General features: G+C 73.6%; 25 protein-coding genes. 12 read left to right on the forward strand and 13 right to left on the reverse strand.

Annotation, left to right across the window (positions count from 1 at the left end; all coding sequences use genetic code 11):
• Positions 1 to 9 precede the first annotated feature (9 nt).
• Both ACN9M0_RS04260 and ACN9M0_RS04265 read right to left on the reverse strand, forming a co-directional pair.
• Positions 10 to 636 (reverse strand): YigZ family protein, encoded by a 627-nt coding sequence (locus ACN9M0_RS04260; protein ID WP_366035527.1) that lies wholly within the window; start codon positions 634 to 636, stop codon positions 10 to 12.
• A gap of 9 nt (positions 637 to 645) precedes the next feature.
• On the reverse strand, positions 646 to 2,046 hold the full coding sequence (locus ACN9M0_RS04265; protein ID WP_426403136.1) for a PucR family transcriptional regulator: 1,401 nt from the start codon (positions 2,044 to 2,046) through the stop codon (positions 646 to 648).
• Between the two features lie 198 nt (positions 2,047 to 2,244).
• Between ACN9M0_RS04265 and ACN9M0_RS04270 the strand changes: the two genes are divergently transcribed.
• From ACN9M0_RS04270 to ACN9M0_RS04280, 3 genes are all read left to right on the forward strand, one after another.
• Entirely contained in the window at positions 2,245 to 3,732 is a 1,488-nt protein-coding gene (locus ACN9M0_RS04270) for a long-chain-fatty-acid--CoA ligase (protein ID WP_426403137.1), read from the forward strand.
• Between the two features lie 68 nt (positions 3,733 to 3,800).
• Positions 3,801 to 5,300 (forward strand): carboxylesterase/lipase family protein, encoded by a 1,500-nt coding sequence (locus ACN9M0_RS04275; RefSeq protein ID WP_366035530.1) that lies wholly within the window; start codon positions 3,801 to 3,803, stop codon positions 5,298 to 5,300.
• 111 nt (positions 5,301 to 5,411) lie between these two features.
• The gene (locus ACN9M0_RS04280) at positions 5,412 to 5,852 is read left to right on the forward strand and encodes a CoA-binding protein (RefSeq protein WP_366035531.1); all 441 of its coding nucleotides are present in this window, start codon (positions 5,412 to 5,414) and stop codon (positions 5,850 to 5,852) included.
• A 13-nt stretch (positions 5,853 to 5,865) separates the two neighbouring features.
• On the opposite strand, the gene ACN9M0_RS04285 is transcribed toward ACN9M0_RS04280, so the two are convergent.
• Complete coding sequence (locus ACN9M0_RS04285) at positions 5,866 to 6,429, reverse strand: YbaK/EbsC family protein (protein ID WP_366035532.1); 564 nt, start codon at positions 6,427 to 6,429, stop codon at positions 5,866 to 5,868.
• A gap of 243 nt (positions 6,430 to 6,672) precedes the next feature.
• Complete coding sequence (locus ACN9M0_RS04290) at positions 6,673 to 7,245, reverse strand: helix-turn-helix domain-containing protein (RefSeq protein WP_399699825.1); 573 nt, start codon at positions 7,243 to 7,245, stop codon at positions 6,673 to 6,675.
• A 104-nt stretch (positions 7,246 to 7,349) separates the two neighbouring features.
• Here ACN9M0_RS04290 and ACN9M0_RS04295 point away from each other — a divergent pair, with 104 nt between their 5' ends.
• Positions 7,350 to 8,213, forward strand: a complete 864-nt coding sequence (locus ACN9M0_RS04295) for an EamA family transporter (protein ID WP_399699827.1) — start codon at positions 7,350 to 7,352, stop codon at positions 8,211 to 8,213.
• Between the two features lie 46 nt (positions 8,214 to 8,259).
• Here the strand turns inward: ACN9M0_RS04295 and ACN9M0_RS04300 are convergent, their stop codons facing one another.
• Positions 8,260 to 9,027 (reverse strand): acyltransferase, encoded by a 768-nt coding sequence (locus ACN9M0_RS04300; protein WP_366035535.1) that lies wholly within the window; start codon positions 9,025 to 9,027, stop codon positions 8,260 to 8,262.
• Between the two features lie 131 nt (positions 9,028 to 9,158).
• Between ACN9M0_RS04300 and ACN9M0_RS04305 the strand changes: the two genes are divergently transcribed.
• Positions 9,159 to 9,686: a gamma carbonic anhydrase family protein gene (locus tag ACN9M0_RS04305; protein ID WP_366035536.1), complete on the forward strand. Its 528-nt coding sequence runs from the start codon at positions 9,159 to 9,161 to the stop codon at positions 9,684 to 9,686.
• Positions 9,687 to 9,781: 95 nt separating this feature from the next.
• Here ACN9M0_RS04305 and ACN9M0_RS04310 read toward each other — a convergent pair whose 3' ends face one another.
• Entirely contained in the window at positions 9,782 to 10,435 is a 654-nt protein-coding gene (locus ACN9M0_RS04310) for a DedA family protein (RefSeq protein ID WP_366035537.1), read from the reverse strand.
• Between the two features lie 240 nt (positions 10,436 to 10,675).
• Entirely contained in the window at positions 10,676 to 11,131 is a 456-nt protein-coding gene (locus ACN9M0_RS04315) for a DUF4442 domain-containing protein (RefSeq protein WP_399699834.1), read from the reverse strand.
• Between the two features lie 106 nt (positions 11,132 to 11,237).
• Here ACN9M0_RS04315 and ACN9M0_RS04320 point away from each other — a divergent pair, with 106 nt between their 5' ends.
• Both ACN9M0_RS04320 and ACN9M0_RS04325 read left to right on the forward strand, forming a co-directional pair.
• Positions 11,238 to 12,359, forward strand: a complete 1,122-nt coding sequence (locus ACN9M0_RS04320) for a hypothetical protein (protein ID WP_366035635.1) — start codon at positions 11,238 to 11,240, stop codon at positions 12,357 to 12,359.
• 177 nt (positions 12,360 to 12,536) lie between these two features.
• On the forward strand, positions 12,537 to 13,973 hold the full coding sequence (locus tag ACN9M0_RS04325; RefSeq protein ID WP_366035636.1) for an MFS transporter: 1,437 nt from the start codon (positions 12,537 to 12,539) through the stop codon (positions 13,971 to 13,973).
• Here ACN9M0_RS04325 and ACN9M0_RS04330 read toward each other — a convergent pair.
• The 3 genes from ACN9M0_RS04330 to ACN9M0_RS04340 all read right to left on the reverse strand — a co-directional run bounded on the left by ACN9M0_RS04330 (position 13,935) and on the right by ACN9M0_RS04340 (position 16,504).
• Positions 13,935 to 14,780 carry a spermidine synthase gene (locus tag ACN9M0_RS04330; RefSeq protein ID WP_366035637.1) on the reverse strand — a complete coding sequence of 282 codons (846 nt, stop codon included), beginning with the start codon at positions 14,778 to 14,780 and terminating at the stop codon, positions 13,935 to 13,937. The genes ACN9M0_RS04325 and ACN9M0_RS04330 overlap by 39 nt on opposite strands.
• 104 nt (positions 14,781 to 14,884) lie before the next feature.
• Complete coding sequence (locus ACN9M0_RS04335) at positions 14,885 to 15,754, reverse strand: patatin-like phospholipase family protein (protein ID WP_426403138.1); 870 nt, start codon at positions 15,752 to 15,754, stop codon at positions 14,885 to 14,887.
• A gap of 48 nt (positions 15,755 to 15,802) precedes the next feature.
• The gene (locus ACN9M0_RS04340; RefSeq protein ID WP_366035639.1) at positions 15,803 to 16,504 is read right to left on the reverse strand and encodes a DNA alkylation repair protein; all 702 of its coding nucleotides are present in this window, start codon (positions 16,502 to 16,504) and stop codon (positions 15,803 to 15,805) included.
• Positions 16,505 to 16,600: 96 nt separating this feature from the next.
• On the opposite strand from ACN9M0_RS04340, the gene ACN9M0_RS04345 reads away from it, so the two are divergent.
• Together ACN9M0_RS04345 and ACN9M0_RS04350 are read left to right on the forward strand one after the other, a co-directional pair.
• The gene (locus tag ACN9M0_RS04345; RefSeq protein WP_426403139.1) at positions 16,601 to 17,362 is read left to right on the forward strand and encodes a TVP38/TMEM64 family protein; all 762 of its coding nucleotides are present in this window, start codon (positions 16,601 to 16,603) and stop codon (positions 17,360 to 17,362) included.
• A gap of 44 nt (positions 17,363 to 17,406) precedes the next feature.
• Positions 17,407 to 18,281, forward strand: a protein-coding gene (locus tag ACN9M0_RS04350) for an IS5 family transposase (protein WP_426403140.1) whose coding sequence is annotated in 2 segments (ribosomal slippage) — positions 17,407 to 17,787 and positions 17,790 to 18,281 — 873 coding nt in all. Because the reading frame shifts where the segments join, the coding sequence is not laid out codon by codon here.
• Between the two features lie 21 nt (positions 18,282 to 18,302).
• Here the strand turns inward: ACN9M0_RS04350 and ACN9M0_RS04355 are convergent.
• A complete protein-coding gene (locus ACN9M0_RS04355) occupies positions 18,303 to 18,758 on the reverse strand; it encodes a VOC family protein (RefSeq protein ID WP_366039730.1) in 456 nt (151 codons plus the stop codon).
• 303 nt (positions 18,759 to 19,061) lie between these two features.
• Between ACN9M0_RS04355 and ACN9M0_RS04360 the strand changes: the two genes are divergently transcribed.
• Complete coding sequence (locus tag ACN9M0_RS04360) at positions 19,062 to 19,937, forward strand: undecaprenyl-diphosphate phosphatase (protein ID WP_366039731.1); 876 nt, start codon at positions 19,062 to 19,064, stop codon at positions 19,935 to 19,937.
• 4 nt (positions 19,938 to 19,941) lie between these two features.
• On the opposite strand, the gene ACN9M0_RS04365 is transcribed toward ACN9M0_RS04360, so the two are convergent.
• A complete protein-coding gene (locus ACN9M0_RS04365) occupies positions 19,942 to 20,535 on the reverse strand; it encodes a flavin reductase family protein (RefSeq protein ID WP_366039732.1) in 594 nt (197 codons plus the stop codon).
• Positions 20,536 to 20,613: 78 nt separating this feature from the next.
• On the opposite strand from ACN9M0_RS04365, the gene ACN9M0_RS04370 reads away from it, so the two are divergent.
• Both ACN9M0_RS04370 and lnt read left to right on the forward strand, forming a co-directional pair.
• Positions 20,614 to 21,060 (forward strand): nuclear transport factor 2 family protein, encoded by a 447-nt coding sequence (locus ACN9M0_RS04370; protein WP_366039733.1) that lies wholly within the window; start codon positions 20,614 to 20,616, stop codon positions 21,058 to 21,060.
• A gap of 213 nt (positions 21,061 to 21,273) precedes the next feature.
• Positions 21,274 to 22,929, forward strand: a complete 1,656-nt coding sequence (lnt, locus tag ACN9M0_RS04375) for an apolipoprotein N-acyltransferase (protein WP_426403141.1) — start codon at positions 21,274 to 21,276, stop codon at positions 22,927 to 22,929.
• Here lnt and ACN9M0_RS04380 read toward each other — a convergent pair.
• Positions 22,874 to 23,779: a Gfo/Idh/MocA family protein gene (locus tag ACN9M0_RS04380; RefSeq protein WP_426403142.1), complete on the reverse strand. Its 906-nt coding sequence runs from the start codon at positions 23,777 to 23,779 to the stop codon at positions 22,874 to 22,876. The genes lnt and ACN9M0_RS04380 overlap by 56 nt on opposite strands.
• Positions 23,780 to 23,811 lie beyond the last annotated feature (32 nt).

Raw genomic sequence — 23,811 nt, forward strand, 5'->3', positions numbered from 1 at the left:
CGCGTCCCCTCACGCGTCGCCGTACGCCTCGCCGCCGAGTTCGAAGGTGGCCGTGCCCGCCGTGGCGTCGGCGAGCCAGCCGCGGAAGGCGGGGACGTCCGCGTCGGGGAGGCCGATCTCGATCGTGACGGCCTCGGCGTACCGCACGTCCCGGACGGCGCGGCCGGTGGCCCGCAGGTCGTTCTCCAGCTTGCCCGCGCGCTGGTGGTCGACGGTGACGGTGGCGAGCCGGAAGCGCTGCCGGGTGACGGTGCCGAGCGCGTCGATCGCCTCGCCGACCACTCCGCCGTAGGCGCGGATCAGACCTCCGGCGCCGAGCTTCACGCCGCCGTAGTAGCGGGTGACGACGGCGGCGACGTACCGCATGTCGCGGCGCAGCAGCATCTGGAGCATGGGGACGCCGGCGGTGCCGCCGGGTTCGCCGTCGTCGCTCGCCTTCTGCACGGAGGCGTCGGCGCCGAGGACGTACGCGAAGCAGTTGTGGGTGGCGGTCGGGTGCTCCCTGCGGATCCGCGCGACGAACTCCTGCGCCTCCCGCTCGTCGGCGACGGGCGCGAGCGCGCAGAGGAAGCGCGAGCGGTTGATCTCGGTCTCGTGCACACCCTCACGGGCCGGCGTGCGGTACTGCTCCTGCATCCGACCAGCCTACGTTCCGCCGGCCGCGCGCTCTCCGGCGGTGGGGCCGGGGGCGTCCGCTTCGGGGACCATCGCTTCCGGCATGGTCCCTTCGGGCGCGAGTCCGGCGTACGGAAGGGCGCGCAGCGCCAGGGCCCAGCCGAGCCGGGCCGCGCCGGACTCGCCGGAGCGGCCGGTGAGCTCGGCGATGCGGCCGATGCGGTTGAGCACGGTGTTGCGGTGGCAGTAGAGCTGCTCGGCGGCCCGGGAGGCGGAGCAGCCGTGGTCGAGCCAGACCCGCAGGGTCGTGAGGAGCGCGGCCCGCTCGCCGCCGGTGGCGAGAACCGGCCCGAGGTGGACGGTGACGATCCGCTCGGCGATGTCGGCGCGCCCGCTGAGCAGCACCTCGGCGAGCCGGTCGTCGAAGACGGCGGTCTCGCCGCTGCCGGCGGGGAGGGTACGGAGGGTCTGTTCGGCGAGCCGCAGGGCGCGCCCGGCCTGGGAGAGGCGTTCGAACTCCGGGGACACGCCGGCGGTGGCGCCGGTGCGCTCCCGCAGGACGGCCAGGAGCGTCCGTACGGCCGGGTCGGCGCCGTGGCCGGTCACTGTCGTCGGCCGTCCGGAGGGCGTGACACGGCAGGGCAGCCGGACGATGCCGGCGTAACGCCCCGCGCGGGGCCGCCAGAAGGACCACATGCCCTGGGCCTCCAGGGCGGGCGCGGGGTGCGGCGGAGCGGCCGGGTCCTGCGCGGCGACCACGACGACGTACCGGTCGAGCGCGGGGACGCCGAGCGCGGCCGCCGCGGCGGAGGCGACGGCGGGGTCGTCGGCGCGGCCGTCGAGCAGCGCCTCGAAGAGGGCGACGCGCCGGGTGTCCTGGCGGCTCTGCAGCTCCAGCTGGGCGATCCGGTACGCGTCGGCCATCGCGACCGAGTAGCGGTCGATGGTCTCCCAGACGCCGCTCGCCATGTCGAGTTCGAGGTCCCGGCTGTCGGAGGCCCGCCCGGCCCGGACCCGGAGGTGCTCGGCCATGACCTGCCACAGGACCCGGCCGCCGCGCCGGTAGGCCTGGAGCACGGTGTCGAGCGGGACGCCCTGCTCGGCGCGGCGGCGGCCGGTCTCGCGGGCCGCCCACTCGAAGTCGCCGCCGGTCGGGGCGAGGCCCCCGAAGTCCTCCAGGGCGCGCAGGAGGTTGTCCCGGCAGATCTCCCAGAGGTCCTCGCGGGTGACGGGGGCGCCGGAGGCGTACGTACCGGAGTGGGCGCGGATGTCGTCGACGGCACGGTCGGTGAGCCGGTCGACGTCGGCGAGCATCGCCGTGGCGAGGGAGCGGCGCAGCGCCCCGGAGCCGCCGGCGCCGCTCAGAGGGGTGTGGGTGCCGCCGGAGCGTGCCCCTCCGGGCTCGCCGGCCGTGGCCGAGCTGTGCGTCATGGCTCGCACGGTAACGCCGGGATTTGGCGATTGCCACGGGGCGGGCGCGACGGCGGGGCCGGTGCCCAGCCGGTCCGGTCGCATGGTGGGCATCTGCACATGGCGCCGCGGTGGTCCCGCGGCGGATTCTGTGCCGTGTCAGCCGAAGGCCGACGGCGTGTTCACCCCGCTGTCGGCTCCGCGTCCCTGGAGCGTGTCATGTCACTGAGCGTCGCCGGCGTGCTGGGCGAGTCCGCCCGCCACTTCCCCGACCGGATCGCGGTCGTCGAGGGCGCGACCCGTGTCACCTACCGGGAGCTGTGGACGGAGGCGCTGCGCTGCGCCGCCGGGCTGCGGGAGGCGGGCGTGAAGCCGGGCGACCGGCTCGCCGTCCTGCTGCCGAACACGACCGAGTTCCTGCGCGTCTACTACGGGGCGCTCGCGGCCGGCGCGACGGTCGTGCCGGTGCACGCGCTGCTCGTGGCCGACGAGGTGCGGTACGTCCTGGAGCACAGCGGCGCGGTCGGCGTCGTGAGCGGCGGACCGCTGTGGGCGGTGGCCGACGAGGCCGCGCGCGCCGCCGGGGTGCGCGCCTTCCAGGGCGCGCCGACGGCCGCGGAGCCGCTGGCCGCGCCCGAGCCGGCCGAGCCGTCGGACACGGCCGTGATCCTCTACACGAGCGGGACGACGGGCCGCCCCAAGGGCGCGCTGCTGACCCATCTCAACATCGTCATGAACGCGTCCGTGACCTCCCAGGACCTGCTGGGCCTCGGCACGGGCGACGTGGTCCTCGGCTGTCTGCCGCTCTTCCACAGCTACGGCCAGACCTGCGCGATGAACGGGACGCTCCGGCAGGGCGCGACGCTCGTCCTGATGCCCCGGTTCAGCGGTCCGGCGGCCCTCCGGGTCCTCGCCGACGAGGGCGTGACGGTCTTCATGGGCGTGCCGACGATGTACCACGCCCTGGTGGAGGCGGCGGCCGTCTCCGGGCTGCGTCCTGAGGCCCTGCGCGCCGCCGTGTCGGGCGGTGCGGCGCTGCCGGTCGCCGTCCTGGAGCGCTTCGAGGCGACCTTCGGCACCCAGGTCCTGGAGGGGTACGGCCTGACGGAGACCTCGCCGGTCGCCACCTTCAACCAGCCGCACATCGGCCGCAGGCCCGGGACGGTCGGGCACCCGGTGTGGGGGGTCGGGGTGGGCGTCGCGGACGCGGCCGTCGAAGGGGAGATCCGGCTGCTCGCGGACGGCGGGACCGGGGAGGTGGTGGTGCGCGGGCACAACGTCTTCGCCGGCTACCTCGACGACCCGGAGGCGACGGCGGCGGCGGTCGTGGACGGCTGGTTCCGCACGGGCGACCTGGGCGTCCGGGACGAGGACGGCTTCCTGCGGATCGTGGACCGGAAGAAGGACCTGGTCATCCGGGGCGGCTTCAACATCTACCCGCGCGAGGTCGAGGAGGTCCTCGTCCGTCATCCGTCCGTCTCGGAGGTCGCGGTGATCGGCGTCCCCGACGACGCGAAGGGCGAGGAGGTGTGCGCGGTGGTGGTACGCCGGGCCGGCGCCGCCCCGCTCTCCGAGGACGAGCTCGTGGACTGGTCGCGGGAGCGGCTCGGCCGCCACAAGTACCCCCGGATCGTGCGTTTCGTCGACGAGCTGCCGCTCGGCCCGACGGGCAAGGTCCTCAAGCGCGCGCTGCTGTCGCGGGGTTGACCGGAGGCTCCACCCCGGCCGCATCATCTGGACGGTGCGTCACCGTCGACCTGAGAAAAGGTGAATCGATGTCGGAGTACGTCGCGGAACACGTCCAGGACGGTCCCGGGGTCCGCACCCGGAACGGTCTTCTGCGCGGCACCGTGAAGGACGGCGTGGCGGCCTTCCTCGGAATCCCCTACGCGCAGGCTCCCGTCGGGGCGCTGCGGTTCCGCGCGCCGGAGCCGGCGGAGCCCTGGGAAGGGGTGCGGGAGGCCACCGCCTTCGGGCCGACGGCGCCCAAGCGCCCGTACGCCCCGCCCCTCGACGCGCTGCTCCCCGATCCCGAGGTCGCGGGCGACGACTGTCTCAACCTCAACATATGGGCTCCCTGGTCGGCCGCAGGTCCGGACGACGGCGGCCCCGGGGACGGCGGGCGTCCCGTCATGGTCTGGATCCACGGCGGATCCCTGGTCCACGGCTCATCGGCGGTCCCCGTCTACGACGGTACCGCCTTCGCCCGGGACGGCGTGGTCCTCGTCTCGGTCAACTACCGGCTCGGCGTCGAGGGGTTCGGGGTCTTCCCCGACGCGCCCGCCAATCTCGGTCTGCGCGACCAGATCGCCGCGCTGACCTGGGTACGGGAGAACATCACGGCCTTCGGCGGGGACCCGGAGCGGGTCACCGTGTTCGGCGAGTCGGCCGGGGCGATCTCGATCGCCGCCCTGTTGGCCTCGCCGCTCGCGAAGGGCCTGTTCCGGCGGGCCGTGCTGCAGAGCGGCGCGCCGAGCGCCCGGTCGATCGACGCGGCCCGGAGGACCACGGAGGCGTTGGCCGCGCGGCTCAAGGTGCCGGCGACGGCGGAGGCGTTCGCCCGTGTGGACCCGGAGCGGCTGCTCGCGGCGCAGACCGCGGTGACGGGCAAGGGCAATCCGGTGCTCGGCAGCCACGCCTTCCACATCGTCGTGGACGGCGACGTCCTGCCGGACCATCCGGGGGACCTGCTCGCGGACGGCGCTTCGGCGGACGTGGAGCTGCTGATGGGCACGAACACGGACGAGTACCGGCTGTGGTTCGTGCCGGGCGGACACACCGAACGGGTGGGGTCCTTGGCGCAGCGGTTCCTGCTCCGGAGGGGGCGGATATCGCCTCGTGTGGCGAAGGTGTACCGAGCGGGCCGGCCGCAGGAGAAGCCGGGCGAGGTCCTGGGCGTGCTCGCGGCGGACAGGCTGCTGCGGATCCCGCAGAACATGTTCGCGGACGCCCGGCTGAACGGCGGGGCCGCCGCGACGTATCTGTACGAGTTCGGCTGGCCCTCCCCCGTCCTGGACCTCCGCGCCTGCCACGCGCTCGAACTCGGCTTCGTCTTCGACACGCTCGACCTGCCGGAGACGCGCGCGCTGACCGGCCCGGACGCGCCCCGAGCCCTGGCCACGGCCATGCACGCGGCCTGGGTGGCGTTCGCGAGGACCGGCGACCCGGGCTGGCGGCCGTGGGACTCGGCCCGCCCGGTGATGACCTTCGGCCCGGGCCTGCCGGCCCTGGTCGAGGCCCCGCGCGAGGCGGAACGGCGGGCGTGGGAGGGATGACCCTCCCGTAGGGGACATCTCAGGGCCGCTCGTCCGGATGGACGGGAATCACGGCCCGGCGCGGCTCGTTCACTGGGTGGACGGGCCGCGCCGACGAGAGGCAGCAGAGCGATGAGCGTAGACACGACGACCACGGACCCCAGCGCGTACTCCGCGTCGGAGACGGTGCGGCGGATCCTGACCTCCACGGGCGACACGTGGGCGGTGGTGGGCCTCTCCTCGAACCGGGCCCGAGCGGCGTACGGAGTGGCGGCCGTCCTCCAGCGCTTCGGCAAGCGGATCGTCCCGGTGCACCCGAAGGCGGAGACGGTCCACGGCGAGCAGGGCTACGCCTCGCTGGCCGACATCCCGTTCCCGGTGGACGTCGTCGACGTCTTCGTGAACAGCGAACTGGCGGGTGCCGTCGCGGACGAGGCCGTCGCGATCGGCGCCAAGGCGGTCTGGTTCCAGCTGGACGTGATCGATGACGACGCGTTCGCCCGCACCCGCGAGGCGGGGCTCGACATGGTCATGGACCGCTGCCCCGCGATCGAGATACCGCGCCTGGGCTGAGCCGGCGGACGGTTCAGCCGACGGGGACGCCGAGGCCCTCCAGGACCACGGCGCCGGGGAGTTGGGCGAAGGCCTTGCCGGGGAGGATGAGCTTGCCGCGCCGGCGGCCGCTGCCGACGAGGACCCACTCCGTGTCGACGACGGCGGCGTCGACGAGGAGGGGCCAGTCGGCGGGGAGGCCGATGGGAGTGATCCCGCCGTACTCCATGCCGGTCTCGCCGGTCGCGGTGTCGATCGGCGCGAACGAGGCCTTGCGGGCGCCGAGGTGCTTGCGGACGACGCCGTTGACGTCGACGCGGGTCGCCGACTTCACGACGCACGCGGCGAGGGTCGTCGTCTCGCCGCGCTTGCCCGCGACGACCACGCAGTTGGCGGACGCGTCGAGGAGATCGGGCCCGTGGTGCTCCACGAAGACGGCCGTGTCGGCGATGGCCGGGTCGGTGTCCACGTAGAGCAGCCGGTCGGCCGGGACGGGGCCGGTCCAGGCGCGGACGGCGGCCGCGACCGGGCCGGTCAGCAGGTCGAGGCAGTCGGGGGCGGGCCGGGCGTCGTCGAAGTGTCCGATGGGTGCGCGCATACGCCTCACGCTAACAACCGCCGCCCGGAGTACGGACGTCCGTCTCAGCGTACGGGCGCCGGGTCGCGGGCTCCGAGCGCCGGGGCGCGAGCTGCGGGCTTCCGGCTGCGGGCTCCGGGCTCCCGGCTCCGGGCTCCCGGCTCCGGGCTCCCGGCTTCGGGCTCCCGGGCTCCGGGCTCCCGGCTTTGGGCTTCGTGCTTCGAGCCCCGGCTTCGGCTTCGGCTTCGGCTTCGGCTTCGGGCGTCAGCGGACGGGCGGGATGGAGACGGCCATCGTCATCTCGGCCGGCTCGTCGCCGTCGTTGCGGTAGGAGTGCGCGACGTTGGCCTCGAAGACGGCGGAGGTGCCGGCCGGCAGCAGGTGGTCCTCGCCGTCCACGACCAGGGTGAGCGTCCCGGCGGTGACGTGAAGCAGTTCGACCGTGCCCTCCGGGTGCGGGTCGGAGGCGCTGCCGTCGCCCGGCATCAGGGTCCAGGACCAGAGTTCCAGCGGGCCCCGGGCCTCGGTGCCGACGAGCAGGGTGGTGTGGCTGCCGGTGGAGGTGGACCACATGCGGACGGCCTGGCCGGGCGGGACGAGCCGGACCTGGGGGCCCTGCTCGTAGTCGAGGAGGGTCGTGATGGAGACGCCGAGGGCGTCGGCCAGCTTCACGGTGGTGCCGACACTGGGGTTGGTCCGGGCCTGCTCGATCTGGATGATCATGCCGCGACTGACGCCCGCCCGTGCGGCGAGCGCGTCCAGGGTGAGCCCCCGCTCCTTGCGCCAGCGCTTCAGGTTCCGGGCGAGCGACTGCGTGAGCTGGTCGAGGTCCGACACATTCCGTCCAATATTTTGGATGACAGAGTTCAATGAACTGAACTACGGTGGGGTGCACCCGATGGTTCACTGCACTGTACTGCCGCACGCCCCTGCGAGGATCCATGACCGCCCTGTTCGCCCTGGCCACCAGCCTTCTGTGGGGCCTCGCCGACTTCGGGGGCGGGCTCCTCACGCGCCGGATCCCCGCCCTGACCGTCGTCGTGGTCTCCCAGGCCCTCGCGGTCCTCGTCCTCGGCTCGATCGTCCTCTCGACCGGCGCGTGGACCGAGGCGGGACCCCAGCTCTGGTACGCGGTCGGGGCCGGCGTCGTCGGCCCGGCGGCGATGCTCGCCTTCTACAAGGCGCTCGCGCTCGGCCCGATGGGCGTCGTCTCGCCGCTCGGCTCCCTCGGCGTCGTCGTTCCCGTCTCCGTCGGCCTCCTCGTCGGCGACCGGCCGGGGCTGCTCCAGTTCGCGGGCATCGGGGTCGCGATCCTCGGCGTGGTGCTCGCGGGCGGACCGGAGCTGCGCGGGGCGCCCGTGCAACGCCAGGCGGTGCTGCTGACCCTGGTCGCCGCCTTCGGGTTCGGCTCGGTGATGGCGCTGATCGCCGAGGCGTCCACGACGGTCACGGGCCTGTTCCTGGCCCTGTTCGTCCAGCGCGTCACCAACGTCCTGGTCGGTGGCGGAGCCCTGTTCGCCTCGGTGAAGCGCGGCGGCCGCGCGCTCCCCGAGGGCGGCCCCGGGGTCGTCCGGGCCGCACTCCCGGCGCTCGCGTTCGTGGGCCTCGCGGACGTCGCCGCCAACGGCACGTACGCGATCGCCGCCCAGCAGGGCCCGGTCACCGTCGCCGCCGTCCTCGCCAGCCTCTACCCGGTCATCACGGCCCTCGCGGCCCGCGGGGTCCTCAAGGAACGCCTCCGCGCCGTCCAGGCGGCGGGCGCGGGCCTCGCCCTGGTGGGCACGGTCCTCCTGGCGACAGGCTAGCGCGACCGGCCCTTGGGGGCGCCGGCGCCCGGCGCAGGACGTCAGTTCACGACGGCACGGTCTCGGAGTTGCCCGAGCGCTGCGCCTCCCACACCGCGAGCGCCGCCAGCTGTTCCGGGGTGACGTGTTCCGGAATGGGGGTCGGGGCGGGGGTCCGGAGCGGGGGCTGCCAGCCGGCCTCCGGCGTCCACCGGCGGACGACCTTCGCCGGGGCGCCCGCCACGACCGCGTGGTCGGGGACCTCGCCGCGCACCACCGCGCCCGCCGCGACGACGACGTTCCGGCCGAGGCGTGCGCCGGGGAGGATCACCGCGCCGGTGCCGAGCCAGCAGCCGGGGCCGATGGAGACCGGTTCCGAGCGGGGCCACTGGCGTCCGACGGGCTCGTCCGGGTCGTCGTAACTGTGGTTGGTCGAGGTGATGTAGACGTAGGGACCGCAGTACGTGTCCGAGCCGATCGTCACCTTCGCGTCGGCGATGACGTGGCTGCCCCGGCCGAGGACGACCCCGTCGCCGAGGGTCAGGACCGTGTCCGCCCCGAGGTCGAGGTCCGGCAGCATGCCCGCCGTCAGCGTGACCTGCTCGGCGATGATGCAGCACTCGCCGACCTCGATCCACGGCTCGCCGAAGACCGTGCCCTGCGGGAAGGCGAGCCGGGTGCCCGCGCCGAGGCGGCGGAACCGCAGCTTCCCGGGGTGTTCGGCGGTGACGGATCCGGCCTGCTGCACCCAGCGCCAGCCGCCCTGCACGGCACGGGCGAGGACCCGGCGCCGCCAGGCGGCGAGGGATGAGAACGTGTTTCTGTTCCTGGGCACCCGGACACCGTAGTCGGAGCCGTCGTACCTGATCAGTGCGGTGCGCTGTGATGTCCGTCATGAGCACGGCATAGGCTGCGCCCGGGGGCACCCCCGGGCGTGACACGACGGCTGACGATCAGGAGCGAACCATGACAGAGGCGTTGATCAAGGGAGTGGGCGGCAAGGAGCCGCGGATCGACCCGACCGCCTTCACCGCCCCGACCTCCGTGGTGCTCGGCGAGGTCACGCTCGGCGCCCGCGCCAGCATCTGGTACCACGCGGTGCTGCGGGCGGACTGCGGTCCGATCGCGATCGGCGAGGACTCCAACATCCAGGACAACTGCACGGTCCACGTCGACCCCGGCTTCCCCGTCTCGATCGGGGACCGCGTGACGGTCGGCCACAACGCGACCGTGCACGGCTGTGTGATCGAGGACGACGTGCTCGTCGGCATGGGCGCGACGGTCCTCAACGGGGCCCGGATCGGCGCCGGCTCGCTCATCGCCGCCCAGGCGCTCGTCCCGCAGGGGATGGAGATCCCGCCGGGCTCGCTGGTCGCCGGCGTCCCCGCGAAGGTGCGCCGCCCGCTGACCGACGAGGAGAAGGCGGGCATCCGGCTGAACGCCGAGATGTACCTGCATCTCGCGAAGGGCCACGCCGAGGCCTTCGAGGTCTGAGGCCGGCACTCCGAGCACGGCACTCCGAGCACGGCGGAGGGCGGCACCCTTCCCCGGGTGCCGCCCTCCGCCGCGTACGCGTACGGGGTCCGCACTCAGTCCGTCGCCGGGACCGGCTCCGGCTCCGCGGCCTCGGCCCGCTGCGCCGCCGCCTTCTTGGCACGGTTCTTGACGACCAGCATCGAGGCGATGCCGATCAGCACGGCGAGGACGAGGCCCAGCCAGGAGAAGCGCTTGAGCCAGGCCTCGGCCACGACGCCGACCGTGTAGATGACGGCCGTGGTGCCGCCGGCCCACAGGATGCCGCCGAGGACGTTGGCGATGAGGAACTTCCAGTACGGCATGTGCAGCACACCGGCGAGCGGCCCCGCGAAGATGCGGAGGAGGGCGATGAAGCGGCCGAAGAAGACCGCCCACATGCCCCACTTCTCGAAGGAGTTCTCGGCGAGCCCGATGTTGGCCTCGCTGAAGTGCTTGGGGAACCTCCGGCCCAGCCAGGCGAGCAGTGGCCGCCCGCCCTTGCGGCCGATCGCGTAACCGATCGAGTCGCCGACGATCGCGCCGGCGGTGGCGCAGGCGCCGAGGACGTACGGATTGATCTCGCCGTGCTGCGAGGCGAGCAGCGCCGAGCTCACGAGCACGATCTCGCCGGGGAGCGGGATGCCCAGGCTCTCCACGCCGATGACCACCGCCACCAGCGCGTAGATGGCGACCGCGGGGATCGTCTCCAGCCACTCCTGGACGTGCAACGCGGTTCCTTCCGTGACGACCTGACCGGGCGTGCACCGCGTCGGGCACACCTGGGCAGCGTACCGGCTCGGGCGCGCCCCGCCTCGACGCGACGGTGTGAGGGCTATGTCACCCGTCTCGGAGGCAACCGGGCCCGGTCGGCCGGGAGTCGGACACCGCGTCCCGGTGGGGGCGGATCAAGGCCGCATGACGCGTGCGGCCCCCGCTCCGGCGGGGGCCACGGCGCGCGGTGTCCGGAGTCAGGCGGCGTTCGGGCGCAGGGTCCAGACGACCGTCATCTCGCCGGTGACGGCGCCGTCCTCGCGGGTGATGTCGATCCGCACCGGGAACTCCGGACGCTGTCCGGCGTCGAGCTCGGCGACGACCTCGGCGACGGGGCGGCCGAGGGTGGCGGTGGCCGTGACGACGCCCATGGCCAGCTTCTTGTAGCCGATCTCGGCCTTGACGGCGAGCGGGACCGCGCGGCCCAGCTGGTCGCCGAAGGCGGCGATCACGATGGCGCCGCTGGCGGACTCGGCCAGGGTGAACATCGCTCCGGCGTGCGGGCCGCCGACGTGGTTGTGGTAGGCGGGCTGGTCCGGGAGGCGCACGACGGCGCGCTCGGCGGTGGTCTCCAGGAACTCCAGGTTCAGGGTTCCGGCCATGGGGACCGTGGCGGCGAGCATCTCGCCGACGGACATCTGGTCTGCGCTCATGAACCGTGATGTTACCCACGAGTAGCAGCCTTGGCCATCCCCTGTCCGCCCCCGGGCCGGGGGCGGACGTGGTCGAGCGGACCCCGCACCTCTATGGTTACTGGCCATGTGGCCAGGACAGCAGCCGCCCGGGGGCGAGCAGAACCCGCAGGACCAGAGTCAGAACCCCTACCAGCAGTCGGGGTACCAGCAGCCGAACCCGTATCAGCAGCCGCCTGCCCAGCCCGGGCACCCGCAGCCGCCGACACAGCCCGGCTATCCGCAGCAGCCGCCGGCGCAGCAGCCGCCCGGCTACCCGCAGCAGGGGTACGGACAGCAGCCGGGCTATCCGAACCCGTACCAGCAGCCGACCGTGCCGCAGCAGTACGCGGTGCCGGGCCCCGGTCAGCCGGGCGGGCCCGACGGCGGGAAGAAGAAGCAGACGACGCTCGTGGCGATCGTCGCCGCCACCGCCGTTGTCGTCGCGGCCGGAGTCACCGGCTTCCTCGTGCTCGGCAACGACGACGAGAAGAACACCGCGGACGACCCCAAGCCGTCCGTCACCGCCACCGGGGACCCCTCGTCCGCCCCGGCGCCCGACCCGAGCCAGTCGTCCGGGATCGCCAACCCGCGTGACGGCGCGGCGCAGCAGCCGACGATCCCCGGCTGGAAGGTCGTCTACAACCCGAAGTACGGCACCCTCTTCGACGTACCGCCGGAGTGGGAGGTGATGAAGCCGGGGTCGATCACCTTCTTCGAGGACGAGAAGAAGAACGACGGCAGCCCGCTCGTGACGATGTCCGGACCCACGCGCCTCAAGAGCAAGTGGTGCACGTACGACGTCGACAAGAACGGCACCGACGAGACCTGGGGCCTGGCCTCCGCCGGCACCAAGGGCGGCCAGGGCGCCAAGGACACCGCGTCCGCCGCGCGCGGCGAGGCCGGTACGTGGGTGTGGGGCGGCTACGCGCAGCACATGCCGCAGAGCACCATCAAGATCACCAAGCCGGTGCCGTACACGACGAAGTCGGGTCTCACCGGCAGCCTGGCGACCGCGACGGCGCCGGGCGTCAAGAAGCGCAACAAGTGCGAGACGGACGGCAAGTCCTTCGCCTTCACCTTCAAGAACACCGCCGGTGACTTCTCGACCTGGGTGCTCTACGGGGCGGACGGCGTCAAGGACGAGCTGTCCGACGCGGTCATCCGGCAGATCCTCTCCACGGTCCGGCTCGCCCCCTCCGAGTCCTGATCCACCCTCCGCCCACCGGGACCGGACCGGCCGGTCCCGGTGGGCGGCCCCGACCGGTCCCGGTGGCGAGTCAGGTCGGTGACGGTCGTCCGGTTCCGGTGGGCGCGCTCCGACGCGGCGCCCGCCTGTCCGGATATCGGGTTGGCAGTACGGGGAGGAGCCGGGGATAGTCCCGGGGTGAACACCCCCGCCGCGTCCCCTCGCCCCTCGTCCCGCCCCTCGTCCCGCCCCTCCCGCCGTCCCGAATGGGCCGGCCGCAACTACCTCCTCCTCACCGCCGCCACGATCGTGACCAACCTCGGCACGCACGGCGCGCTGATCGCCACGACCTGGGCGGTCTTCGACTCCGGGGGCGACGCGGGCGACGTCGGTCTCGTGGCCATGGCGCGGTTCCTGCCGCTGGTCCTCTTCCTGCTCATCGGCGGCGCGGTGGCCGACCGGGTGCCCCGGCACCGGGTGATGGTCGCGGCCAACGCCCTCAACTGCGTCTCGCAGGCCGCCTTCGCCGTCCTCGTGCTCTCCGGCGAGGCCCGCATCTGGCAGATGATGGTGCTCACCGCGCTCTGCGGCACCGGCCAGGCCTTCTTCAACCCGGCGGCCGAGGGCATGCTCATGTCCACCGTCAGCGGGGAACAGGCGAGCCGCGCCTTCGCCGTCTTCCGCATGGCGATGCACGGCGCCGCCATCGGTGGTGCCGCGCTCGGCGGCGCGCTCGTCGCCTTCGTCGGACCGGGCTGGGTCCTCGCGATCGACGCGCTCGCCTTCGCCGTCGCGGGCGGTCTGCGCGCCTTCCTCGACGTGCGGAGCGTCGCGGAGCGCGCTCCCGGCGGCGGGCTCTTCGCCGATCTGCGGGAGGGCTGGCAGGAGTTCGTCGGGCGGCCGTGGCTGTGGTCGATCGTGGCCCAGTTCTCGGTGGTGGTGGGGCTGATCGGCGCGGTCGAGTCGGTGTACGGACCGCTGGTCGCCCGGGACGAGCTGGGCGGCTCGCGCCCCTGGGGCGTCGCGCTCGCCGCGTACGGCGCGGGGACGGTCGCGGGTGCCGTCCTGATGACCCGGTGGAAGCCGCGCCGGATGCTGTTCGTCGGGACCCTGTGCGTCTTCCCGATCGCGCTGCCCTCGGCGGCGCTCGCCGTGCCGCTGGACGCGGCGGGGCTGACCGCGGCGATGTTCGTGAGCGGCGTCGCGATCGAGGTCTTCGGCGTCTCGTGGATGACGACGATGCACCAGGAGATCCCGGAGGAGAAGCTGTCCCGGGTCTCCGCCTACGACTGGTTCGGCTCGACGGCGCTGCTGCCGCTGTCCACGGCCCTCGCGGGCCCGGCGGAGAGCGCGTTCGGCCGGAGCGAGGCGCTGTGGGGCGCGGCGGCGCTGATGGTGGTCGTCACGGCGCTCGTCCTCCTCGTACCGGATGTACGGAACCTGACGCGGCGTCCGCACACGAAGGAGGTCGCGGGCGGCCTGGACGGTGCCCCCGGCCCGGGTGCCGGAGTGCCCGGCGCATCGGCCCCGGGCATTCCGGCCCCCGGCGCATCGGCCCCCGGCGCATCGACCCCTGACGCATCGGCCCCCGGTGCCTCAGCCGATGCCGAAGGCGCCCTCCGGGGGAACGGGTGACGGTACGGCTCCGGCGTCGAGGACCGGTTCCGCCCTGCCGGTGAATCGGTCGAGCGTCTCCCCGTGCTCCACGCGCGCGGGGAAGGCGTCGGCCGCCGCGCGGCGCGCGAGATGCGCGATGTCGATCGCGCGGCCGGAGGCGACCAGGACCGCGTTCCCGAAGCGGCGGCCGCGCAGCACGGCGGGCTCCGCGACGAGCGCCAGCTCGGGGAAGACGGCGGCGAAGGTGGCGAGCTGGGAGCGGAGGAAGGGGAAGGGCGCTCCGTCGGCCAGGTTGGCGGCGTAGAGCCCGCCGGGCCGCAGGACGCGCCGGACCTCGCGCGCGTACTCGACGGAGGTGAGGTGCGCGGGCACGCGCGAGCCGCCGAAGACGTCGCCCACGATCAGATCGGCCGAGGCGTCCGGTGCCGCCTCGAGCCACGCGCGGGCGTCCGCCCCGTGCACGGTGGTCCCCGAGCCCTCGGGCAGCGGCAGGTGCTCCTCGACCAGGGCGAGCAGCCCCGAGTCGGCCTCGACGACGTCCTGCCGCGAGCCGGGCCGGGTGACGGCGACGTACCGGGGCAGCGAGAGCGCGCCGCCGCCCAGGTGCAGGACGTCGAGGGGCGCGCCGGGCTCGGCGGCGCCGTCGACGACATGGGCGAGGCGCCGCGCGTACTCGAACTCCAGGTACGCCGGATCGTCCAGGTCGACGTACGACTGGGGCGCGCCGTCGACCGTCAGCAGCCAGGCCCGCTCCCGGTCGACGTCGGGCATGAGGCGCGCGGTGCCCTGGTCGACCTCGCGGATGACGGGGATGTGCTCGTTCACGCTCTCATTGTGCCGCCCCCGGTGCCGGGCTCCGACCTCCGGAACCGGGCCCACTGGGCCTCGGCCGGACACCCGGTGCCGCACTGTCCTCGGCGTACGGAACGTCAGCCCGTCCAGACGGCGGCGACGGCCTCCGCGTGGGAGGCGGCCTGGGCCCGTCCGGCGCGGGCCGCGGCGGCCCGGTGGGAGGGGTCGAGCGCGTTGCGGCCGATGGCCTTGCGGGAGGCGGCGTCGGGCGTGATCACCTCGACGCGCGCCCCGGCGGCGGCGAGGTCGGCACCCTGCCGGGCCGGGGAGAGCACGACCTTGTTGCCCTGCGCGCTGGGGGCGACGACGACGATCCGGTCGTAGCCGGCGGCGAGGTGGGCGTTGGCCGTGGAGTGGATGCCGCCGTCGATCCAGCGGCGTCCGCCGATCGTCGCCGGGGGCCAGAGACCGGGGATGGCGCAGCTCGCGGTGACGGCGTCGGCGAGCGGGATGCCGCTGTCCTCGTCGTGGGCGGCGAGTTCGCCGGTCGCGGAGTCGACCGCGGTGATCAGCAGCGGCCGCGCGGGCCAGTCGGTGACCCGGCCGAGCCGCCGGGCGACGGTCGCGCGGCGGTCCGCCTCGGTCACGGTGGTCGTCGCGAGGGCGAGCCGGCCGAGCCTGCGTCCGTACTCCTCGGGGGTACGGGACCGGAGGACGGCGACGGCGTACCGGAGGATCGTGGGGATCCCGAGGCGCGCGGCGGGCTCGGTGGCCTCGCCGTCGAGCTGCTGCTCGTACAGCGCGTCGAGCCCGCCGCGGCCGGCGGCGAGCTGCGCCCCGACGACCGCGCCGGCGGAGCTGCCGATGATCAGGTCGGCTGTGGCCAGATCGACCCCAGCGTCGAGGAGCCCCCGCAGCACACCGATCTCCCAGCCGGCCCCGACGAGCCCACCGGCCCCGAGCACGAGCGCCGTCCGCTTCCCCGTCCGCTTCCCCGTCCGTGTCATGTACCGAGTCTGGCGCAGCAGTTGGCGCGAACGGCGGCCGGGGTGGGGTCAGAGGTTCTTGAGGGCCTCGCGGACGGAGAGGGGGGAGAGGCGGGAGCCGTGGGTGGTGACGAAGGCGCGGACTTCGGCCGGGGCCGTCTTGCCGTACTCGCGCAGGCTCCATCCGATGGCCTTGCGGATGAAGAAGTCGGGGTGGGCCGAGCGGCGCAGGCAGTAGGCGAAGAGCCGCTCGGCGTCGGTGGCGTCCTTGAAACGGAGCTGGTGGAGGAGGGCGGTGCGGGCCACCCACAGGTCCTCGTCGTCGATCCATGCGTCCATGGCGGTGGCGAGGGCGGGATCGGCCGCGACCAGGCCGCCGACGACGTGGGCGGCGAGGTGGTCGACCGTGTCCCACCAGGAGACGGTGGTGACGAGCCGGCGGGCGACGGGCAGGAAGCCGGAGGAGCAGCGCTTCACGTGCCGGCGCAGGTAGTCGACGGCGAAGTAGTGGTACTCGCGCTCGGGGAGGGCGAAGCAGCGCAGGGCGATCGCGGCGCAGTCGGTCTCGTCGGGGCGCGGTGTGCCGGCGAGGACCGTGCGGGACAGGGCGCGGCGCTCGGGCGTGCGGATGCCGAGGAAGGGGGAGGCGCCCTTCATGTACGCGACCATCTCCTGGGCCCGGAAGGGGTTCCCCGCGGGCGGGTAGACCGTGGTGAGCCGCTCCAGGACGGTGTCGGCGAGGGTGCTCGTGGGCGGCACGGTGTCGGTCATGGGGATCTCTCGGTCACGGCGCGCTCCGGGAGCGCGCCCGGACGGACATGACGCACATTACGGCGCTCCTACGGACGCGTCCGTTACTCTCCCCGAATGCTCGCTCCCGTGCCCCGGCCGCCGGGCTCCCTCGCCGTCCGCTGCTCCCGGGCCCTGCTGGCCCCCCGCTCGCGGCTCTCACTGCTCGCTCTGCTGCTGCTCACGGCGGCCACCCTCGTGGTGCTCTACGAGCCGCAGCGGATGTTCGCCTCGGGCTGGCCGCCGCACACGAGCGGCGCCGGGGCGGTGCTGCTCTTCGGTCTGGCGTACGGGGTGTGCGCGGCGGCGTTCGTACCGCGCCCGGTGCTCAATCTGGCGGCGGGCGCGCTCTTCGGCTCCGCGGCCGGTCTGACGGGAGCCCTCGCGGGGACGGTGCTCGGTGCGGGGATCGCGTTCACCCTCGGCCGGTTCCTGGGGCAGGACGCGCTGCGGCCGCTGGTGCGGGGCCGCTGGCTGACGGCGGCGGACGGGCAGCTGAGCCGGCACGGGTTCCGTTCGATGCTGGCGATCCGGCTGTTCCCCGGGGTGCCGTTCGCGGCGGCCAACTACTGCGCGGCCGTCTCCCGGATGGGGTACCTGCCGTTCCTCCTGGCGACGGCGCTCGGCTCCGTGCCGAACACGGCGGCGTACGTGGTGGCGGGCGCCCAGGCCGGTTCGCCGGGGTCTCCGGCGTTCCTCTTCTCGGCGGGGTTCATCGTCCTGTCGGGCCTCGGCGCCGCGGTGGTGGCCTGGCGCAAACGGCACGGCCTCCGGGCCGCCGTCCCGGCTGCTGCCCCGGAGTCCGAGCCGGAGCGGGAGCGGGTCGGCAGCACCGGCTAGGGCCTGTTGCGAAAGTGGATCTTGTTCGTTGATGATCATGTCCTGTGGGACGTGGGGATCTGACGAACAGCCAGTGGGCCCGGCTTGAGCCGTTGCTGCCGACGGGTATCAAGCCGGGCCGTCCGCAGGTGTGGACGCGGCGGCAGCTGATAGACGGCATACGGTGGCGGACCCGGACCGGCGCCCCCTGGCGCGACGTGCCAGAACGCTACGGGCCGTGGGACCGGCTCTACGACCTGTTTCGGCGCTGGCAGCGCAACGGCACCTGGGCCAGGATCCTCACCCGGCTCCAGTCCGAAGCCGACGCGAAGGGCCTGATCACCTGGGTCGTGAACGTCGACTCCACCATCTGCCGGGCCCACCAGCACGCCGCCGGCGCGGCGAAAAGGGGGGCCTCCAGAAGGAGCCGCCCGGCGGCGTCTTCGTCGAGCCTGCCGACCACGGACTCGGACGCTCCCGTGGCGGACTGACGAGCAAGATCCACCTCGCGGTCGAGCAGGGACAGAAGCCCATGGCCGTGGTGATCACGGCCGGGCAGCGGGGTGACTCGCCGCAGTTTGAGCCGGTCCTGGAGGCGATCCGGGTACCGAGGCTGGGGCTCGGCAGGCCGCGTAAGCGACCCGACCGGGTGCGGGCCGACAAGGCGTATGACTCCCGCAGCAACCGCTCCTACCTGCGCAGACGCGGCATCAAGGCCACCATCCCGGTCCCGGCGGACCGTGTCCGCAACCGGCTCAAGCGCGGCTCGCACGGCGGCCGGCCGCCGAAGTTCGACAAGGACGACTACAAGCAGCGGCATGCGGTCGAGTGCGGGATCAACCGCCTCAAGCGCCGCCGGGCCGTCGCCACCCGATACGACAAACTCGCCGTCCGCTACGAAGCAACCGTCCTGGTCGCAGCCATCAACGAATGGCTGTGACCAGCACCGTTCCAACGCCCCTCAGACGATGTCGAATTCGTTGCCCTCGGGGTCCTGCATGGCGGCGGCGTAGAACCCCGCATCCGGATCGTCCTTGATCCGCAGCACGGTGGCGCCGGCTTTGACCAGCCGCTCCACCGTAGCCTTGACCCGCTGTATGCGGACGTCGAGTGGGACGTCACGGCCCCCACCGACCTTCAGGTCGAAGTGCCACCGGTTCTTGGCGGCCTTCGGCTCCGGAACCTCCTGGAACCACACCCGTGGCCCGCGTCCCTCGGGATCGATGATCGACTCCGGAATGTCCCCGGCGCCGGCCGGCAACTCTTCCTCGGGCACCCCCATCGCCGCCCAATAAGCACGCCACGTGGCATGCCCGTCGGGCGCAGGCTCAGGCACATAGCCCAGGGCCTCGGCCCAGAAGGCCACCATCTTCTGCGGATCGGAGCAGTCGATCGTCAGCTGCACTGTCATCTCCATGCGCGAAGCCTGCCAGGCAGGTCTGACAGACGATCCACTTTCACAACAGGCCCTAGGGGGCGTCTTTCGGATCGGGCCCTTGGGCGACGGGTCAGAGCGCCTCGACGAGACACCGGGCTGGACGACGAAGGGCCCGATTGCCAGCCGGGAGGCCTGACCTCGGCGGGCCGGGACCGTCCGGGAGGCCCGACCGCAGCGGGCCCGGACCGCGCGGGAGGCCTCGCCGTCGGCCCGTCATCTTGGGACGGTACGCTGCGCACGACCTTCTGACCGCACACGTACAAACGGGACGGCCCTAGCCCCATGAGTTGGTTCGAATCGTTCATCCTCGGACTCGTCCAGGGGCTGACGGAGTTCCTTCCCATCTCCTCCAGCGCGCACCTCCGTCTCACCGCGGCCTTCGCCGGCTGGAACGACCCGGGCGCCGCCTTCACCGCGATCACCCAGATCGGCACGGAGACCGCGGTCCTGATCTACTTCCGCAAGGACATCGCGCGGATCGTCACGGCCTGGTTCCGCTCCCTCACCGACAAGACGATGCGCTCCGACCACGACGCCCAGATGGGCTGGCTGGTGATCGTCGGCTCGATCCCGATCGGTGTCCTCGGCGTCGCGTTCAAGGACCAGATCGAGGGCCCCTTCCGCGACCTGCGGCTCACGGCCACGACGCTGATCGTCATGGGCATCGTGCTCGGCATCGCCGACCGGCTCGCGGCCCGCGACGAGGCCGGCGGGCGGCACCGGGCCGCGCGCGAACGCAAGACGCTCAGGGACCTCAGCGTGAAGGACGGCCTGATCTACGGCGTCTGCCAGGCGATGGCCCTGGTTCCGGGCGTCTCCCGCTCGGGCGCGACGATCTCCGGCGGTCTGCTCATGGGCTACACCCGCGAGGCCGCCGCCCGCTACTCCTTCCTGCTCGCCATCCCGGCGGTGCTCGCGTCCGGCGGGATGGAGCTGAAGGACGCGGCGGAGGACGGCAGCGTCTCCTGGGGCCCGACGATCTTCGCCACGATCATCGCCTTCGCCGTCGGCTACGCGGTGATCGCGTGGTTCATGAAGTTCATCACCACGAAGTCCTTCATGCCGTTCGTGATCTACCGGATCGTGCTCGGCATCCTGCTCATCGTGCTGGTCTCGGCCGGCGTGCTGAGCCCGCACGCCGGCGAGTCCGCGGGCTGACGGGTCAGGCCCGGTAGGGCACCCTGGCGATCTCCTCGATGCCGCCCAGGGTGCCCCACTCGTTCTTGCCGAGCCGGGTCAGCGGGCGCATCAGGGTCATCTCGGGGTGGCCGTCGACCATGACCGCCTCGTCGACCGCCGCGTGCACGACCCGGCCGAAGACGACCGTCGAGTCGCCGATCCGCAGCGTGCTGTGCAGCTCGCACTCCAGCGCCACCGGAGACAGCGCGACCCGGGGCGGCTTCACCCGCAGGCTCGGCTCCCGCTCGATGCCGCAGGCGTCGAACTCGCTCACCCCGCGCGGGAAGTCCGTGGCCGTGGCGTTGATCCGCTCGAAGAGGCCCTCGGGGGCGAGGTTCACCACGAACTCCCCCGTCTCCTCCACGTTGCGCAGCGAGTCCTTGCGTCCGACCGACGTGAACTGCACGACCGGCGGCGTCACCGAGGAGATGGTGAAGAAGGAGTGCGGGGCGAGGTTGTCCGTCCCGTCGGCCGAGGTCGTGGACACCCAGGCGATCGGGCGGGGCACGACGGTGGCCGTGAGCAGCCGGTAGAAGGAGGTGCGGTCGGTCAGGTCAGGATCGATGTTCACGCGCATGGCCGACAGTATGACCGGAGCCGCACCAGTCCCTGCACGCCCCTTGGCCCCGGGCGCCCGCTGCCCGACACTGAGCCGATGACGCAGCGCGTGGACCTCGCGACCGTGATGGACCGCATCGCCCTCGACGACCTGATCACCGGTTACGCGGCGGCCGTGGACGACGGCGACTGGAGCGCCTACCGGGGGCTGTTCGCCCCGGACGGCAGGGCCGACTACCGCGGCTCGGGCGGGATCGACGGCTCGGCGGCGGAGGTCGCCGACTGGCTCGCCGAGACGATGCCCCTGTTTCCCGTACGCCAGCACCTCATCGTGAACCGGCGCGTGCGGTTCCGGGAGCCGGGCGGCTATCCGGAGACCGGCGACCGGGCGGACATCGGAGCCGACTACGTCAACCCGATGCGGTTCGCCTCCGGCGAGGACTTCGTGTGCGGCGGGCGTTACGCCTTCGGGGCCCGCCGCACCGCCGACGGCTGGCGGCTCACCTCGGTCGTCGTCGACGAACGCTGGCGCCATCACCGCTGACGCCGGACGGCCCGAGGGAGTCCGGAGCTCCCGCTGAGGGCGTAGGGCACTGCGGGCGTCCGGAGCTCCGGCCGAAGGCGTACAGCGGCACTGGTATCCGGAGCGCCGGCTGAAGGCGTACGACGGTGCGGGCATCCGGAGCTCCCGCTGAGGGCGTACGGCCCCGGGGTGGTCCGGAGCGCGGACACTGGAAGCGTCGACGGGAGGCACGTCATGCGTGGTCCGTTCGTGAGCCGCCGCGGAGACCCGGCCGACCAGGCCTCGGGCCCGAGCGGCGGCCGCCGGAGCACGGGCCGGAGCGACGTCCCCGGCGACCGCCGCCGCGCCGGTCGCGGGGCCTGGCGTTCGCTGCTCGCCGTCTGCTGCGGCGCCCTGCCCGCGCTCGCGTTCCCCGCTCCCGGGCTCTGGTGGTGGGCCTGCCTGGCGCTCGTACCGTGGCTGTCGCTGATCCGTACCGCGCCGGACGCCCGCCGGGCCGGGCTCGACGGCTGGTTCGGCGGCCTCGGATTCATGCTGGCCCTGCACCACTGGCTGCTGCCGAGCCTGCACGTGTTCCTGCTTCCGCTCGCCGCGTTGCTCGGCCTGCTGTGGCTGCCCTGGGGGTGGCTCGTCAGGGCGCTGCTCGGCGGCACCCCGTCGCCGCTCCGGGCAGCCGCGGCGCTGCTCGCGGTGCCCTCGGGCTGGCTGCTGGTGGAACTGGCCCGTTCCTGGGAGGGACTCGGCGGCCCGTGGGGGCTGCTCGGCGCGAGCCAGTGGCAGGTCCCGGCGGCGCTGCGCCTCGCCTCGGTCGGCGGGGTCTGGCTGGTGAGCCTCCTGGTGGTGGCGGTGAACACGTCCGTGGTCCTGCTGGTGACGGCACGCGGGCTGCGCTTCCTCGGGGTCGCGGGGCTGGCCGGCTGCGCCCTGGTCACGGGGACGGCGGCCTGGGGCATACCGGTCCCCCGCGAGAGCGGGACGGTACGGGTCGGCCTCGTGCAGCCCGGCGTGTTCGGCGGCCCCGACGGGCCCGCGCTGCGCCTGGCCCGGGCCGAGGCGCTGACCCGCTCCCTCGCCGGGCAGCGGCTCGACCTCGTCGTGTGGGGCGAGAGCGGGGTGGGCGCCGACCCGGCGGGTGACCCGGTGCTCGCGGCCCGGCTCGCCGCGCTGTCGCGGGCGGTGGACGCGCCGCTCCTGGTGAACGTGGACGCGCGGGGCGCCGATCGGCCCGGCATCTACAAGAGCGCCGTCCTGGTCGGCCCTGCGGGGCTCACGGGCGACCGCTACGACAAGATGCGGCTCGTCCCCTTCGGCGAGTACGTCCCCGCGCGCGGTGTCCTCGGCTGGGTGACGTCCGCGGGCCGCGCGGCGGAGGAGGACCGGCGGCGCGGCGCGGGTCCCGTCGTGATGGCCCTGCCCGCCCGCGAGGCCGGTGCGCCGCCGCTCCGCGTCGGGCCGCTCGTCTGCTTCGAGTCCGCCTTCCCCGACATGAGCCGCCGCCTCGCCCGTGACGGCGCCGGCCTGCTTGTCGTGCAGTCGTCGACCAGTACCTTCCAGAAGAGCTGGGCACCGGCCCAGCACGCCTCGCTCGCGGCGCTGCGGGCGGCGGAGACGGGCCGTCCCGTCGTCCACGCGACGCTGACCGGGATCAGCGCCGCGTACGGTCCCGACGGGCGCCTGGCCGGGCCGGTGCTCGGCACCGACGCGAGTGCGGCCGTCGTGCGCGAGCTGCCGCTCTCGGACACGACGACGGGCTATGAGCGGTGGGGCGACTGGCCCTTGTACGGCGCGATGGCGACGGTGGGCGCGGTGTGCGCCGCCGAGGGCGCGGGCGCGCTCAGCCGGCCTGGGCCAGGGCCTCGCGGACGACGCGCTCGCACAGCTCGTGGGTGAGCAGCGCGTCGCGGGCGCTGAGCACCCGGCCGTCCCGTACCGAGTCGAGGAAGGCGACGGCCGCCTGCTCGATGCCGCGCTGCCGGGCCACGGGCACCCAGTCGCCGCGCCGGCGCACGGTCGGCTGGCCCTTGTGGTCGATGACCTCGGCGAGGTTGAGCACCTGGCGCTTGGTGTCCTGCCCCGACACCTCCAGGATCTCCTCGGTGGAGCCGTTCATCCGGTTCATGATGCCGATGGCGGTGAAGCCGTCGCCGGAGAGCTGGAGCACCACGTGGTGCATGAGGCCCTCGCGGATCCGGGCGCGGACGTCGATGTGCTCGACCTCGCCGGGCAGCAGGAAGCGCAGGGTGTCGACGACGTGGATGAAGTCGTCGAGGACGAAGGTGCGGGGGTCCTCGGGCAGGCCGATGCGGTTCTTCTGAAGGAGGATCAGCTCGCGCGGGTGGTCGAGGCACTGGGCGTAGCTGGGGGCGAGGCGCCGGTTGAAGCCGACGGCGAGGCTGACCGAGTGCTTCTCGGCGAGCTCCACGATCCGCGCGGAGTCGGCGTAGTCGTACGCGAGGGGCTTGTCGACGTACGTGGGGACGCCGGCTTCGACGAGCCGGCCGGCGATCTCGGCGTGGGCGGCGGTGGAGGCGTGGACGAAGGCCGCGTCGAGCCCGACGGAGAGCAGCGAGTCGAGGTCGGCGTGGCGCCGGTCGGCGGGGAGGTGCAGGGTGCCGGCCACCCGCTCCAGGGTCGCCGGGGTGCGGGTCTGGAGGTGCAGTTCGACCCCGGGGAGGGTGCTGAGGACGGGAAGGTAGGCCTTCTGCGCGATGTCGCCGAGTCCGATGCAGCCAACCTTCACGGTGTCTCCCTTGTCGTCGTTCGCAGGCCATG

Source organism: Streptomyces sp. R-07 (genome assembly GCF_049913175.1).
Classification (GTDB): Bacteria; Actinomycetota; Actinomycetes; order Streptomycetales; family Streptomycetaceae; genus Streptomyces.